At 72.4% G+C, this 13,714-nt stretch carries 15 protein-coding genes and 1 riboswitch; of the genes, 9 read left to right on the top strand and 6 right to left on the bottom strand.

What is annotated here, in order from left to right:
- Positions 1–97: 97 nt before the first annotated feature.
- From MPTA5024_RS03175 to MPTA5024_RS03150, 6 genes are all read left to right on the top strand, one after another.
- Complete coding sequence (locus MPTA5024_RS03175) at positions 98–601, top strand: FHA domain-containing protein (RefSeq protein WP_036319705.1); 504 nt, start codon at positions 98–100, stop codon at positions 599–601.
- 19 nt (positions 602–620) lie between these two features.
- Positions 621–1,277 carry a transcriptional regulator FtsR gene (gene ftsR, locus MPTA5024_RS03170; RefSeq protein WP_036319703.1) on the top strand — a complete coding sequence of 219 codons (657 nt, stop codon included), beginning with the start codon at positions 621–623 and terminating at the stop codon, positions 1,275–1,277.
- Between the two features lie 77 nt (positions 1,278–1,354).
- Positions 1,355–1,825 carry a bifunctional nuclease family protein gene (locus MPTA5024_RS03165; RefSeq protein WP_157099272.1) on the top strand — a complete coding sequence of 157 codons (471 nt, stop codon included), beginning with the start codon at positions 1,355–1,357 and terminating at the stop codon, positions 1,823–1,825.
- 155 nt (positions 1,826–1,980) lie between these two features.
- Entirely contained in the window at positions 1,981–2,598 is a 618-nt protein-coding gene (locus tag MPTA5024_RS03160; RefSeq protein ID WP_036319701.1) for a MerR family transcriptional regulator, read from the top strand.
- 84 nt (positions 2,599–2,682) lie between these two features.
- Positions 2,683–2,773, top strand: a riboswitch (glycine riboswitch).
- Positions 2,774–2,959: 186 nt separating this feature from the next.
- Complete coding sequence (gene gcvP, locus MPTA5024_RS03155) at positions 2,960–5,785, top strand: aminomethyl-transferring glycine dehydrogenase (RefSeq protein ID WP_036319698.1); 2,826 nt, start codon at positions 2,960–2,962, stop codon at positions 5,783–5,785.
- Between the two features lie 185 nt (positions 5,786–5,970).
- On the top strand, positions 5,971–6,498 hold the full coding sequence (locus MPTA5024_RS03150; protein WP_051457644.1) for a hypothetical protein: 528 nt from the start codon (positions 5,971–5,973) through the stop codon (positions 6,496–6,498).
- Positions 6,499–6,553: 55 nt separating this feature from the next.
- Here MPTA5024_RS03150 and MPTA5024_RS03145 read toward each other — a convergent pair whose 3' ends face one another.
- On the bottom strand, positions 6,554–7,009 hold the full coding sequence (locus MPTA5024_RS03145; protein WP_157099271.1) for a hypothetical protein: 456 nt from the start codon (positions 7,007–7,009) through the stop codon (positions 6,554–6,556).
- 93 nt (positions 7,010–7,102) lie between these two features.
- Here MPTA5024_RS03145 and MPTA5024_RS03140 point away from each other — a divergent pair, with 93 nt between their 5' ends.
- Entirely contained in the window at positions 7,103–7,699 is a 597-nt protein-coding gene (locus MPTA5024_RS03140; protein WP_036319694.1) for an alpha/beta hydrolase family protein, read from the top strand.
- Here MPTA5024_RS03140 and MPTA5024_RS03135 read toward each other — a convergent pair.
- Together MPTA5024_RS03135 and MPTA5024_RS03130 are read right to left on the bottom strand one after the other, a co-directional pair.
- Positions 7,686–7,886, bottom strand: coding sequence for a DUF5999 family protein (locus MPTA5024_RS03135; RefSeq protein WP_036319691.1), 201 nt, complete (start codon positions 7,884–7,886; stop codon positions 7,686–7,688). The two genes, MPTA5024_RS03140 and MPTA5024_RS03135, sit on opposite strands and share 14 nt — an antisense overlap.
- 462 nt (positions 7,887–8,348) lie before the next feature.
- Positions 8,349–8,921: a TetR/AcrR family transcriptional regulator C-terminal domain-containing protein gene (locus MPTA5024_RS03130; protein ID WP_036322940.1), complete on the bottom strand. Its 573-nt coding sequence runs from the start codon at positions 8,919–8,921 to the stop codon at positions 8,349–8,351.
- 145 nt (positions 8,922–9,066) lie between these two features.
- Here MPTA5024_RS03130 and MPTA5024_RS03125 point away from each other — a divergent pair, with 145 nt between their 5' ends.
- Positions 9,067–9,441, top strand: coding sequence for a hypothetical protein (locus MPTA5024_RS03125; protein ID WP_232326145.1), 375 nt, complete (start codon positions 9,067–9,069; stop codon positions 9,439–9,441).
- Positions 9,442–9,524: 83 nt separating this feature from the next.
- On the opposite strand, the gene MPTA5024_RS03120 is transcribed toward MPTA5024_RS03125, so the two are convergent.
- From MPTA5024_RS03120 to MPTA5024_RS03110, 3 genes are all read right to left on the bottom strand, one after another.
- Positions 9,525–10,973: an RNA polymerase sigma factor gene (locus MPTA5024_RS03120; protein ID WP_036319685.1), complete on the bottom strand. Its 1,449-nt coding sequence runs from the start codon at positions 10,971–10,973 to the stop codon at positions 9,525–9,527.
- Positions 10,974–11,197: 224 nt separating this feature from the next.
- Positions 11,198–11,533 (bottom strand): hypothetical protein, encoded by a 336-nt coding sequence (locus tag MPTA5024_RS03115; protein WP_157099270.1) that lies wholly within the window; start codon positions 11,531–11,533, stop codon positions 11,198–11,200.
- A gap of 39 nt (positions 11,534–11,572) precedes the next feature.
- A complete protein-coding gene (locus tag MPTA5024_RS03110; RefSeq protein WP_036319679.1) occupies positions 11,573–12,715 on the bottom strand; it encodes an AMP-binding protein in 1,143 nt (380 codons plus the stop codon).
- 69 nt (positions 12,716–12,784) lie between these two features.
- On the opposite strand from MPTA5024_RS03110, the gene menB reads away from it, so the two are divergent.
- Positions 12,785–13,615 (top strand): 1,4-dihydroxy-2-naphthoyl-CoA synthase, encoded by an 831-nt coding sequence (menB, locus tag MPTA5024_RS03105; protein WP_036319676.1) that lies wholly within the window; start codon positions 12,785–12,787, stop codon positions 13,613–13,615.
- Positions 13,616–13,714: the final 99 nt, after the last annotated feature.

Genomic DNA, 13,714 nt, shown 5'->3' with positions numbered 1-13,714 from the left:
GTCCCTGCCCAGCGACGCTTCTTGACCTTTGTCCCTGATCAGCGTAAGTTGCGGCATTCGCAGTCTGAGCAAGTCGTGAGAGAGGCCGAGCCGTTCGATGCCCAGCGTCTACTGCACGCAGTGCGGTCATGCCAACCCCGAGGATGCCCGTTTCTGTTCACGATGCGGTTCGCCGCTGAGCGCTCCGGCGCCCGTCGCAGCCGACACCACCTCGACGATCTCGCTCGAGGCGCTGGAGGCGGAGACGGGCCAGACGCTGCTGCCCGACCGCGCGGCGGTCGACCAGCTGCCGCCGGGGACGGCGCTCCTGGTCGTCATGCGCGGTCCCAACGCGGGGAGCAGGTTTCTGCTCGACAGCGATCTCACTACGGCGGGTCGCCACCCGGAGAGCGACATCTTCCTGGACGATGTGACGGTGTCCAGGCGGCACGTGGAGTTCTACCGGCGCGGCGGCCAGTTCACGGTCCGCGACGTCGGCAGCCTGAACGGGACCTATGTCAACCGTGAGCGCATTGAGGAGTCTCCTCTTGTGGGCGGCGACGAGGTGCAGATCGGGAAGTTCCGGCTGGTGTTCCTCACGCGCGGCCCTGGAGGGCTGTGATCGGTGAGGAGGGAGAGTCATGAGCGCGCAGGCCGTACGGGCGTTCATGAGCATCGGGGAGGTGCTCGCCCTGCTGCAGGGCGAGTTCCCGGACATCACTGTCTCCAAGATCCGTTTTCTGGAGGGTGAGGGGCTCATCGAGCCCCAGCGGAGCCCCTCGGGCTACCGCAAGTTCACCCACACCGACGTCGAGCGCCTGCGCTACATCCTGACGGCGCAGCGCGACCACTACCTGCCGCTCCGGGTGATCAAGGATCACCTGGACGGCCAGGCCGCGCGGCCACGGGAGGTGACCGGCGAGGCCCCGCCCGTACGGCTCAGCCGCGAGGAGCTGATCGAGGCCGCGGGCATCGACGAGGAGACCCTGGCCGAGATGGAGAGCTTCGGCCTGGTCGCCCCGGTCGCCCGCCGTTACGACGCGGAGGCGCTGGAGGCGGCCCGCAGCGTGGGGGCACTCGCGCGCTTCGGCGTCCAGGCGCGTCACCTGCGCGCCCTCAAGGCCGCCGTGGAGCGCGAGGCGGCTCTGGTGGAGCAGGCCGTGGCCCCGATCATGCGCCGCCGCGCGCCCGGAGCGATCGGGCAGGCGGACGAGACCGCCCGGGAGATCTCCGGACATCTCCAGGAATTGCACAACGCGTTACTCCGAGGGAGTGTTCGCGGCATTCTGGGGCGGTGACCGGCGCGGCCGCTCCCTGGTGGGTGTTACGTTGAATGCCTGGTGATATGCCGCGACGCTTTGAGACGGAGCCGCCCGTGTTGCAGATGGAGGTCGTGGGGGTTCGCGTTGAGATGCCCACCAACCAGCCCATCGTTCTCCTGAAGGAGACGAGCGGTGATCGGTACCTGCCGATCTGGATCGGCATGACCGAGGCGACCGCTATCGCGCTGGCGCAGGCGGAGGAGCCGCCGCCACGGCCGTTGACCCACGACTTGTTCCGTGACGTGCTGGAGGCCCTGGGGGTGCGGTTGCGCACCGTCAACATCGTCGCCCTGCGTGACGGGATCTTCTTCGCCGATCTGGTGTTCTCCAACGGGGTGGAGGTGAGCGCCCGGCCGTCGGACTCGATCGCGCTCGCCCTGCGGACCGGCGCGACGATCTACGCCAGTGAGGACGTGGTCCAGGAGGCGGGCGTCAGCATGCCCGATGATCAAGAGGACGAAGTGGAAAAGTTCCGCGAGTTCTTGGACAAAATCACACCGGAAGACTTCGGCCGGGCGGGCTGACGTGCCGGGCCAATTCGGGAGATTACGCTTCACGACGCGCCGGACGGGGTCGTTGACTGACGATGGCCCCGGTCCTACGGTGCAAGGGAAACCACGGTTGTAATTCACGAACCCCCAGATCAGACCGTGGGATGAGAGAAAGCCGGAGGTCCGCAGTGGCGGTCAGCAGCGGCGAGGGTAAGTCGGCGGGCCAGCACGACCCGGTCCGGCAGTCGGCGCGGGAGCGCGCCGGCGAGCAGGGTCTGCTGTTCGACGAGCGGCCGGCGGCGCTGCCCGAGGACATCGGATACCGCGGGCCCACCGCGTGCGCGGCTGCGGGGATCACCTACCGGCAACTCGACTACTGGGCGCGGACGGAACTGGTCCTGCCGACGATAAGAGCCGCGCAGGGCTCGGGGTCGCAGCGCCTGTACAGCTTCCGCGACATCCTCGTCCTCAAGGTCGTCAAGCGCCTCCTCGACACGGGCGTGTCCCTCCAGCAGATCCGCACCGCCGTCCGGCACCTGCGCGACCGGGGCGTCAACGACCTGGCCCAGATCACGTTGATGAGCGATGGCGTGAGCGTCTACGAGTGCACCTCCGCCGACGAGGTGATCGACCTGCTGCAGGGCGGCCAGGGCGTGTTCGGGATCGCTCTCGGCCGGGTCTGGCGCGAGGTGGAGGGCTCGCTTGCGGAGCTTCCGGGCGAGCGTGCCGCCGCCCCCTCCGATGCGGAGGGGGACCATCCCGCCGACGAGCTCGCCCGCCGCAGGAAGGCCCGCAGGACGGGCTGACCCGCCCCCGGAAGGGGCGCCGGTGAGAGAGCACATTGCGAGTCGAGTGGGATCCGCCCCACCGGGTACAGTGGACAGGGCCGACGACCTCGTGCGGGAGAGTCCCCTCTGACCAGGGGCGCCGAAGGAGCAAACCTCCCCGGAATCTCTCAGGCATCCGTACCGCACGGACGAGGCGACTCTGAAAAGCGGGCCACCAGCCAGGTGGGCCCCACCGAAGGGGAAAGCCGGGCCTGGCGGGTCCGGTGAAGCTCTCAGGTCCGATGACAGAGGGGGAGACCGCACGACGACCGGCCACGGCCCCATCACCGGGGCGCGGGGCGGTCGCGCAGGTCTCGATCCCGTCCAGGAGGCCCCTGTCATGACCGACCGGTCCACGCTCAGCGACCTGTCCGCTCCGCCCTTCTCGACCCGGCACATCGGGCCGTCCGACGACGAACGCGCCCGGATGCTGGAGGTCGTCGGGTACGAGTCGGTGAACGACCTGCTCGCCGTGGCCGTCCCCGAGGCGATCCGCACGACCGGCGCCCTCGGCCTGCCGGAGGCCGCGAGCGAGGCCGAGGCCCTCGCCGAGCTGCGCGTCCTGGCCGGGAGGAACCGCGTCCTCACCTCGATGATCGGGCTCGGGTACCACGACACGATCACCCCCGGTGTGATCCTCCGCAACGTGCTGGAGAACCCGGGCTGGTACACCGCGTACACCCCCTACCAGCCGGAGATCTCCCAGGGCCGGCTGGAGGCCCTGCTGAACTTCCAGACGGTGGTCGCCGACCTCACCGGCCTCGACGTGGCCGGCGCGTCCCTGCTGGACGAGGCCACCGCGGCCGCCGAGGCGATGACGCTGGCCCGCCGGGCGGGGAAGGCGGCGTCCTCGGTGTTCGTGGTCGACGCCGACGCGCTGCCGCAGACCAAGGCCGTCCTGGCCACCCGCGCCGAGCCGCTCGGGATCACGCTCGTCGAGTCCGACCTGTCGGGGGACCTGCCCGAGTGCTTCGGCGTCCTCGTGCAGTACCCGGGCGCGAGCGGCCGGGTGGCCGGCTTCCGCGACCTGGCCGAGCGGGCCCACGCCGCCGGCGCGCTCGTCGTCGCCGCCGCCGACCTGCTCGCGCTGACCCTGCTGGCCGCGCCAGGCGAGCTCGGCGCCGACATCGCGGTCGGCTCCACCCAGCGCTTCGGCGTCCCGCTCGGGTTCGGCGGCCCCCACGCCGCGTACATGTCCGTACGGGAGGGGCTGCAGCGGCAGATGCCGGGCCGGCTGGTCGGGGTCTCGGTCGACGCCGACGGGCAGGCCGCCTACCGGCTCGCGCTGCAGACGCGCGAGCAGCACATCCGCCGCGAGAAGGCCACCAGCAACATCTGCACGGCCCAGGTCCTGCTGGCGGTGATCGCCTCGATGTACGCCGTCTACCACGGCCCGGACGGGCTGCGGCGGATCGCGCAGCGGGCGCACCGCCACGCGGCCGTGCTCGCCGCGGGCTTGCGCGAGGGCGGGGTGGAGGTCGTCCACGAGGAGTTCTTCGACACCGTGCTCGCCCGGGTGCCGGGCCGGGCCGCCGAGGTCGTCGCGGCCGCCGAGGCGGAGGGCGTGAACCTCCGGCTCGCCGACGCCGACCACGTCGGGATCGCGTGCGACGAGAAGACCGCCGTCGAGCACCTGAAGGCCGTCTGGCGGGCCTTCGGCGTCGCCGAGCCCGTCGTGGAGGACCTCGACCGGTCCGCCGGCGACGCGCTGCCGGCCGGCCTGCTGCGCACCTCGGGGTTCATGACCCACCCGGTGTTCCACTCGTACCGGTCCGAGACGGCCATGCTGCGCTACCTGCGGCGTCTCCAGGACAAGGACATCGCGCTCGACCGGTCGATGATCCCGCTGGGCTCCTGCACGATGAAGCTCAACGCCACGACCGAGATGGAGCCGATCACCTGGCCCGAGTTCGCCGGGCTGCACCCGTTCGCGCCGATCGGCCAGGCCCGGGGGTACGTCGAGCTGATCGAGGGCCTGGAGGGCTGGCTGGCCGAGGTGACCGGCTACGACCGGGTCTCGATCCAGCCGAACGCCGGCTCCCAGGGTGAGTTCGCCGGGCTGCTGGCCATCCGGGGCTACCACCGCGGCCGCGGGGACACCGGCCGGGACGTCTGCCTCATCCCGTCGTCCGCCCACGGCACGAACGCCGCGAGCGCGGTCATGGCCGGCATGCGCGTGGTCGTGGTGGCCTGCGACGAGAACGGCAACGTCGACCTCGGCGACCTCGCCGCGAAGATCGGCAAGCACCGGGACGCGCTGGCCGCGATCATGGTGACGTACCCCTCGACCCACGGCGTGTACGAGGAGACGATCGTCGAGATCTGCCGGATGGTCCACGAGGCCGGCGGCCAGGTGTACGTCGACGGCGCCAACCTCAACGCCCTCGTCGGGCTGGCCAGGCTCGGGGAGTTCGGCGCCGACGTCTCGCACCTCAACCTGCACAAGACGTTCTGCATCCCGCACGGCGGCGGCGGCCCCGGCGTCGGCCCGGTCGCGGTGAAGGCCCACCTCGCCGAGCACCTTCCCGCGCACGTGTCGGCCGCGCCGTACGGCTCGGCGGGCATCCTGCCGATCTCCTGGGCGTACATCAGGATGATGGGCGGCGACGGCCTGCGCCAGGCCACCGAGCAGGCGATCCTGTCGGCCAACTACCTGGCCCGGCGGCTCGCCCCGCACTACCCCGTGCTGTACACCGGCCGCGACGGGCTGGTGGCCCACGAGTGCATCGTCGACCTCCGGCAGATCACCAAGGAGACCGGCGTCACCGTGGACGACGTGGCCAAGCGCCTGATCGACTACGGCTTCCACGCGCCGACCATGTCCTTCCCGGTCGCCGGCACCCTGATGATCGAGCCGACCGAGAGCGAGGACCTGGCCGAGCTCGACCGCTTCGCGGACGCGATGATCGCCATCCGCCGGGAGATCGCCGCCGTGGCGTCGGGGGAGTACGACCGGCAGGACAACCCGCTGCGCAACGCCCCGCACACGGCCGAGGCGCTGCTGGCCGGCGAGTGGGGCCACCCCTACTCGCGGGCCGAGGCCGCCTACCCGGTTCCCGCCCTGCGGGAGAACAAGTACTGGTCGCCGGTCCGCCGGATCGACCAGGCCTACGGCGACCGCAACCTCGTCTGCTCCTGCCCGCCCCTCGAGGCGTACGAGGACTGAGGAGACCGGTGAGGCGCCGCGTCCCCCGTGGGCGCGGCGCCTCGCCGTGCCCGCCCGCAGGCCGGTTCTGACCCCCGCGCCAGTGGCCCGTACGGCTTGCGCATGTCGCCCCCGCGGGGGAGCCGGTGTCGTTAGGATCATGGTGATCGTCTTCTGCCACCTCTGATCCCTGCGAGGCCCATTCCATGACGGCCATCGACCCCGGGCGGCGGCTCGACCACGCGCGCCGGCTCGCCGAGACCGGTGACCTCGACGCCGCGGCGGCGGCGTTCGCCGAGATCGCGGAGGAGGAGGGGCCCGACCGGACGGAGGCGGGGGCCGGGCTGTCGGTCGTCGCGGAGCGGATGGCGGCCCGGCTGCTCGACGACGGGGAGCCCGGCCAGGCGGCCGACGTGCTGCTGGAGGCGCTGTCCGTGGAGGCCGTGGCCGACGCGGCGCGGCTGCGGGTGCTGCTCGGGATCGCCCACCTGGAGATGGCCTGCGCCGAGTTCGCCGGGGCCGTCGAGGAGGGCCGGTGGGAGGAGGGCGACGCCGAGACCGGCGCGCTCGCGATCGAACTGCTCGCGCGGACGCTTCCGCTGCGCGGCCGGGACGACGACGCCGAGACGGTTTGGCGGTACGGCCTCGACCACCCCGACCGGATCCTGGCCGAGCAGGTGCGGCTGCGCCTGGGCCGTGACGTCCGCCCGGTGATGGAGGGCACCGACGCCTGAGACCGGCCCGCGCCGCCGCCGGTGAGGCGGAGCGGGGACCGGGCGTCCGGGCGGGTCAGCGGGAGTTGCGGCGGCTCAGCGCGTAGGCGAGGTTGACGCCGACGATCCCGCACCAGGCGAGCAGCATGCCGGCGCCGTGAGCGGTGCCCGCGGCGATCGCCGTGAGCGGGACGCCGATGCCGAGCGAGCCGAGGGCGACCGCCACGCCGGCGTCCTTGCGCGGCGGCCTCGGCCCCTGCTGCTGGAGGTGGGCCGCCACCTCGCCCCGCACCCGGGCGGCGATCTCCACGTCGAGCTTGTCGAGGAACGAGTCGACCAGCGCGTCCTCGTAGTCGGGCCCGAGGTCGCGGCGGGCGGCGATGACGGCGCGCAGGTCCTCCCTGGTGGAGGGCGACGTGCGCGGGGGCTGCGGCCCGGGAGCGCCGGGGGACGCGATGGGGCCCGGCACGGTGGCGTACGGCGGCGGCGCGGGGTACCCGCCGTAGGGAGGCTGCGGTGCTGTGTCCGGCATCGTGCCATTGTCCACCTGAACGGCGGTCGCCGGCATCCTCCGCGGGGAGGGTCGGCGCGTCATGCCCAGGTCGTAGGCGGTAGCGTCGCCGCCATGGAGATCCCGACACCGCACGGACCGGCGTCCGCCGAGGTGGACGAGGTCCGCGACCCGAGGCTGCTGCTTGTCCTGACCCACGGGTCGAGCGGCGGCGTGGACGCCCCCGACCTGCTGGCCGTACGGGAGGCGGTCCTGGGGATCGGGGGAGCGGTGGCGCGGGTCCTGCAGCCGTTCCGGATGCGCGGGGCCCGGGCGCCGGGCTCGGCGGCCAAGCAGGACGAGGCGTGGATCGCGCTCGTGGCGGCGCTGCGGGAACGTCATCCGGGGGTGCCGCTGGTCCAGGGCGGCCGCAGCAACGGCGCCCGGGTGGCCTGCCGTACGGCCCCGGAGACCGGAGCGGAGGCGGTGGTGGCGCTCGCCTTCCCGCTGCACCCGCCCGGCAGGCCGGAGCGGTCGCGGGTGGACGAGTTGCGGCGGGCGGGCGTTCCGGTGCTTGCGGTCAGCGGCGAGCGGGACCCCTTCGGGATCCCGGACGAGAAGGACGCCGCGCGTCTCGTGGTCCTCCCGGGGGAGGGACACGAGCTGCGGAAGGACCCCGCCCGGGTGGGCGAGGAGGTGGCGCGGTGGCTGCTGGAGCCTAGGCCGCGCTGATGGCCATGTCGGTGGGGCGGTGGGGCGCGATGACGCCGCCGTCGGGCAGCAGTTCGCCGGTGTCCTCGAACAGCACGACGCCGTTGCAGAGCAGGCTCCAGCCCTGCTCCGGGTGCGACGCTATCGTGCGGGCGGCTTCTCGGTCCTTCGCGTCCGCGTTGGGACAGGCCGGTTCATGAGGGCACATCGCCGGGGCTCCGTGTCTTTCTCGTATGCTCGTGGTCGGTTCGGGTGGGCCAACGGCCTCCGTCACCGACGTGTCCCCCGATGGTGAGGGTCGAGCCTGGTGGGGTCGACGTATATGACGTACAGCACACTGGACACCTCCAGTTTGCGTCTCGGTCCCATCGGCGTGACATAGCCCGTTCGGGCGGTTCCGCCGGTCGGGGTAGGGGGCCCGGCCGCGACCCGCGCGGGGTGCGTGCACACTGATGTGACCTAGTACACAAGAGTGCCCCATGGATGATAACGGTCCAACCTCGACACGCCGTCCGTCTGGTAACTGAGGAATTACCAGTCGGAAGAGCTCCGCGTCAGCACGCCACGCCGTCGCGTCCGGGCAGCCGGGCGGTGAGTGGGTGAGATCGGCGTCTGCGGAGCTTCAGGCGCGGCTTCACGCAGGGAATCAGGCGGGGGTTCAGGCAGGGCTTCAGACGCGGGCGAGGCCGGCGAGCAGGGCGTCGAGGCCCTCCTCGAACTCGCGCTCTCCCTCGGCCGTGCGCGCGTCCCGCACGGCGGCGTCGGGGTCGGCCCATCCGGACTGCTGCACCTCGACCGCCACGCTGCCGAACACGTACGCGCGCAGCGCGCGCACCGCGGCGGCCGCGTCGCCGTCGAGCCCCGCCTCCCTGAGCTGCTCGATCTGCTCCCCGATGGCGATCAGGGCCGAGCCCTTCGGCGGCTTGGTCAGCGCCAGCGACAGCACCCCGGGGTGCTCCAGCAGCGCGGCGCGGCTCGCGCGGGCCCACGCCCGGGCGCGGTCCTGCCAGGTGGCGGCCCCCGACGGGTCGACGGCGACGGTGGTGACGTGCTCGGCCAGGGCGTCCATCAGCGCCTCCTTGCCGCGGGGCAGGTGGTGGTAGATGGCCATCGCCTCGACCTGGAGCGCGTCGCCCAGCCGTCGCATGGTCAGCCGGCGCAGGCCCTGCCCGTCGGCGATGTGCAGGGCGGCCTCGATGATGCGTTCCCTCGACAGCGGGACCGGTGGTCGCTTGGCAGGCATGGCGATCATGCTGCCACATCTGACCTTACTACGTAAAGGACATCGCACCCCTGATGTGCGAGGGGGCGCGGGCAGCGCGTACGCTACCGCCAGCGACGCGTTGTGAGAGTTGGAAGGGCTGACGATGGCGTTTTTCCGTCCGCGGGTGAGCCGGGAGGCTGAGGTCCGCTACCACTCCGACCAGGAGATCGCCAAGGGCTTCGGCGACAAGCTGGAGCGGCTTCGCGAGGCCGAGCGCCGCTACCGCGCCGTTCAGGCGTCCGGTGCCCCGGTGGAGGAGCTGCGGGAGGTCGCGCTCGGCCTCGACCGGGCGCTGACCGACGCGCTGCGCAGCGCCGAGGCCGCCCAGCGGGCGACGTTCGGCGTGAAGGCCTACGACGACCGCATCGCGCGGCGCAAGGGCCGGGCGACGCCCGACGGCGCGCTGTGGACCGCCGAGGTGAACCGCCTGCGCACGATGCGGGAGGCCCACCGGTTGAACATTCCGCGCGTGCCCCGCGCCGCCGCGGTCATCCGCTAGCCGCTGGACCGCGGAGACGCAGGTCCCGCTCGGAAACGGAAACGGCCCGCGCCATCCGGCGCGGGCCGTTCACAACTGCGGGGTCAGCTCGCCCAGTCGAGGAGCGGGCGCGTGTTGCTCGGGTGGCGCAGCTTCGACAGCGACTCCTTCTCGAGCTGGCGGATCCGCTCCCGGGTGAGGCCCAGGTGCTTGCCGATCTCGTCGAGCGTGTGCGGCTTGCCGTCGGCCAGGCCGAACCGCAGGCTCATGATCTTCGCCTCTCGCGGCGAGAGATTGCCCAGCACGCCCTTGAGCTGCTCGGCGAGCAGCTGGCGGTCGACCACCTCCGACGCCTCCGGCGAGTCGACGTCCTCGATCAGGTCGCCGATCCGGGTCTCCCCGTCCTCCCCGATCGTCGAGTCGAGGCTGATCGGCTGACGGCTCGTGCGGAGCAGCTCCTCGATCTGGTCGGGCGTCTTGTCCAGCTCCACCGCCAGCTCCTCCGGCGTGGGCTCGCGGCCGAGGCGCTGGTGCATGTCGCGCTCGACGCGCGACAGCTTCGACAGCATCTCCAGCACGTGGACGGGCAGCCGGATCGTGCGGGCCGAGTCGGCGAACCCGCGCTGGATGGCCTGCCGGATCCACCACATCGCGTACGTCGAGAACTTGTAGCCCTTGGTGTAGTCGAACTTCTCGACGGCGCGGATCAGGCCCAGGTTGCCCTCCTGCACGACGTCGAGCAGGGCCATGCCGCGGTCGGTGTACTTCTTGGCCACCGACACCACGAGGCGGAGGTTGGCCTCCAGCATGTGGTCCTTGGCGCGCTTGCCGTCCTCGATGACCCACTCCAGGTCGTCGCGGACGCCGGGGGCGAGCCTCTCGCCGCTCTCCAGCGCCGTCTCCAGCTTGTACTCGGCGTACAGGCCGGCCTCGATGCGCTTGGCCAGCTCGACCTCCTGCGCGGCGGTGAGCAGCGTGCGGCGGCCGATCGACTTGAGGTAGGTGTGGACGGAGTCGCCCATGACCGAGGAGTTGTCGTCCAGGTCGAGCGTCTCGCTCTCCTCCACCTCGGCCTCGACGGCCTCGACGGCCTCGACGGCCTCGGCGGCCATGTCGTCCTCGTGCTTCGGCTCGGCGGTGGCCGTGGCGGCCGCCCTGGACCTTCTGGTGGTCTTCGTGGTGGTTCTCCTGGTGCTGTCGGCCGCTCCCGCTGGGGCGGCCGCGGGGGTCTCGGCGTCCTCGGGGGCCTGCGTGCCCGCCGTGGCCGTGGCGGTCCTGCGGGTCTTCCTGGCCGGGGTCCGAACCTGCGCCCTGCCCTCCGCCGCCGTGCCGGCGGCGTGCGGCTCGTTCTCGGCGGCCAGGTTCACGCCCGCCTCGGTGAGCTCGCGCAGGATCGAGCGGCCCTCGACGGGGCTGACGCCGGCCTCGGCGAAGGCCTCGCGCAGCTCCGCCAGGGAAAGGTGACCCTGCGCACGCCCTCGCTCCAGGAGCTGGTCGAGAGTCGTCGGGGTCACCTCGCGCCCGGGCGAGGTCGCCACGGCGGTCCGGGGCATGAGGACACCTCCTCCTTGACGGAGTTCGTCACGTACGGATGGTTTCGGTGGGGCGCGGCGGTCGTGCTCCGGCTCTGCGCACCAGTATCAATAACGCCGACGCGCCCAGTTTGTTCCCTGCGGCGCCCGCCGGGGCCGGATCGGCCCGGGGGAACGGCGGCGCGGCGGGCGCGGACGTGCGGCGCGGCCCGAGAAGGGGCGGGGGAGGACGCGGGACGGGCCGATCAGTCGCCGGGGGTGATGATGCTGATGCTGACCTGCGGCATCGGCATGGGCTGGGCGTCCTCGAGGCGCTCGTCGGTCCAGTAGTCGGCGACGTCTCCCGGGTCGCCGGTCAGCTCGGAGGAGACGACGTCCGGGTCGTCGGGGGGCGGGGTGACCCGGCCGGTGACGTCGACCGGCCCGGGGGTCGCCGGGGTGACCCGTCCCGCGCCCGCGGGGCCGGAGCCCGGCGCCTGCTCGAGCCGGCCGGCGAAGGCGGTGGCCGTGACCGAAATCCCTCCGATCAGGACCGCGCCGACGACTCCGGCGGAGATCAGCATCCTGCGGTTCGGCCTCATGCGACGCCCCCTTCCCCTGCTCTTATAGACGCACGAAGGTCATTTCCGGTTCCTCAGGGCGACGATATCCGGTTTCCCGTTGGGCAGCAGGGGAATCTGGGACACCAACTCCACCACGCGTGGCGCCGCGTGGGCGGGCAGACGCTCCTTCGCCCAGGATCGGAGCCCGTCGAGCGTGACGTCGCCGACGACGACCGCGACGACGACCTCCCCCCACTCGGGATCGGGACGGCCGACCACGACGACGTCCCGGACGCCGGGATGCCCGGCGAGCACCTCGGCCACCGCTCCCGCCACGACCTTCTCGCCGCCCGTGTTGATGACGTCGTCGGCCCGGCCGAGCACGGTCAGCCGCCCGTTATCGATCACGCCCAGGTCGGAGGTGACGAACCAGCCGCCCTCGAACGGCCGGTCGTCGCGCAGCCGGTATCCGGAGAACAGCACGGGCCCCCAGATCCGGATCCGCCCGTCGTCGCCGATTTTGAGATCTACATTGTCAAGGGGTACGCCGTCGTACACGCATCCGCCACAGGTCTCGCTCATGCCGTACGTCGTGACGATGCGGGCGCCGGCGGCCCTGGCCTCGGCCAGCAGGCCGGGGGGAGCGGCGGCGCCGCCGAGCAGGATCGTGCGGAAGGCGGAGACGTCGGCCCCCGCGTCGAGCATGCGCCGCAGCTGGGTGGGCACCAGCGAGACGTGGTCGGCGCCGCTGGCCGCGACGTCGGCGGGGGAGAACCGCGGCTGGACGATCGGCTCGGTCCCGCCGAGCAGGGAGCGCACGAGCACCTGCATGCCGGAGATGTGCGAGGGGGGCAGACAGCACAGCCACCGCTCACGCGGGCGGGCGCCGATCCGGTCGAGGGAGGCCCGGGCGGACGCGGTGAGCGCCTCGGCCGTCAGCTCGACGCCCTTGGGGACGCCGGTGGAGCCGGATGTGGCGATGATCACAGCGGCGTCGCCGGGCCGGCCCCCGGGATGGGGCCGTACCCCATCGGGGGTGACGACATGGGTCGGGCGCAGTGCGTCGAGGGCGGCGCCGAGCGCGGGAGGCGGCAGATCGGGCGACAGCGGCAGCACGCACGGCCCGTCTCCGGCCAGCGCGGACCGCACGGACTCGAAGAGCGCGGGGCCCGGCGGCAGCACGAGGGCGTGCACCGGGCGGTGTCCGGGACGGGTGAGCACGGTCGTAAGGTTAGTCCGGGCGCGGGCACCACCGGTGAGCGCCCGGCAGGTGACGACTGAGGAGCGAGTGTGGCGAGCGGCGTCGACTGGAAGCGGTCGGGGGACTACGAGGACATCATCTACGAGACCGCGGAGGGCATGGCGAAGATCACCATCAACCGGCCCGAGCGGCACAACGCGTTCCGCCCCACGACGCTGTTCGAGCTCCGGGACGCGTTCAACGTGGCCCAGGAGGACACCGAGGTCGGTGTGATCATCTTCACCGGCGCGGGCGACCGGGCGTTCTGCTCGGGCGGCGACCAGAAGATCCGCGGCGACGACGGCTACGTGGACGACAAGACCCACGGCATCGGCCGGCTCAACGTGCTCGACCTCCAGGTGCAGATCCGCCGCTGCCCGAAGCCGGTGATCGCCATGGTGGCCGGTTACGCCATCGGCGGCGGTCACGTCCTGCACGTCTGCTGCGACCTCACGATCGCCGCCGACAACGCCCGGTTCGGCCAGACCGGCCCCAAGGTCGGCTCGTTCGACGGCGGGTACGGCTCCTGGCTGCTGGCCGAGACGGTCGGGCTCAAGCGCGCCCGCGAGATCTGGTACCTGTGCCGCCAGTACGACGCCCAGACCGCCCTGCAGTGGGGCCTGGTCAACGCGGTGGTGCCGCTGGAGCGGCTGGAGGAGGAGACGGTCCAGTGGGCTCGCGAGCTGCTGGAGAAGTCGCCCCTCGCCCTGCGCATGCTGAAGGGCGCGCTCAACGCGGTCACCGACGGCGCGGCCGGCATGCAGCAGTTCGCCGGCGACGCCACGCTCCTGTACTACATGAGCGAGGAGGCCCAGGAGGGCCGCGACGCGTTCAAGGAGAAGCGCGCGCCCGACTTCGCGAAGTTCCCCCGCCGGCCGTAGCGGGCCCGATGAGGATGCCCATGACGGCGGCCCGCCCCCGCCGCGCCTCTGAGACGGCGGCCTGCGACCCGCGCACGGCGGGGCGTCCCGGCGCGGGAG

It is taken from the genome of Microbispora sp. ATCC PTA-5024 (assembly GCF_000511135.2).
GTDB classification, from domain to species: domain Bacteria; phylum Actinomycetota; class Actinomycetes; order Streptosporangiales; family Streptosporangiaceae; genus Microbispora; species Microbispora corallina.
The sequence above is the reverse complement of the archived record's forward strand: the minus strand, read 5'-3'. Positions and strand labels throughout refer to the sequence as shown.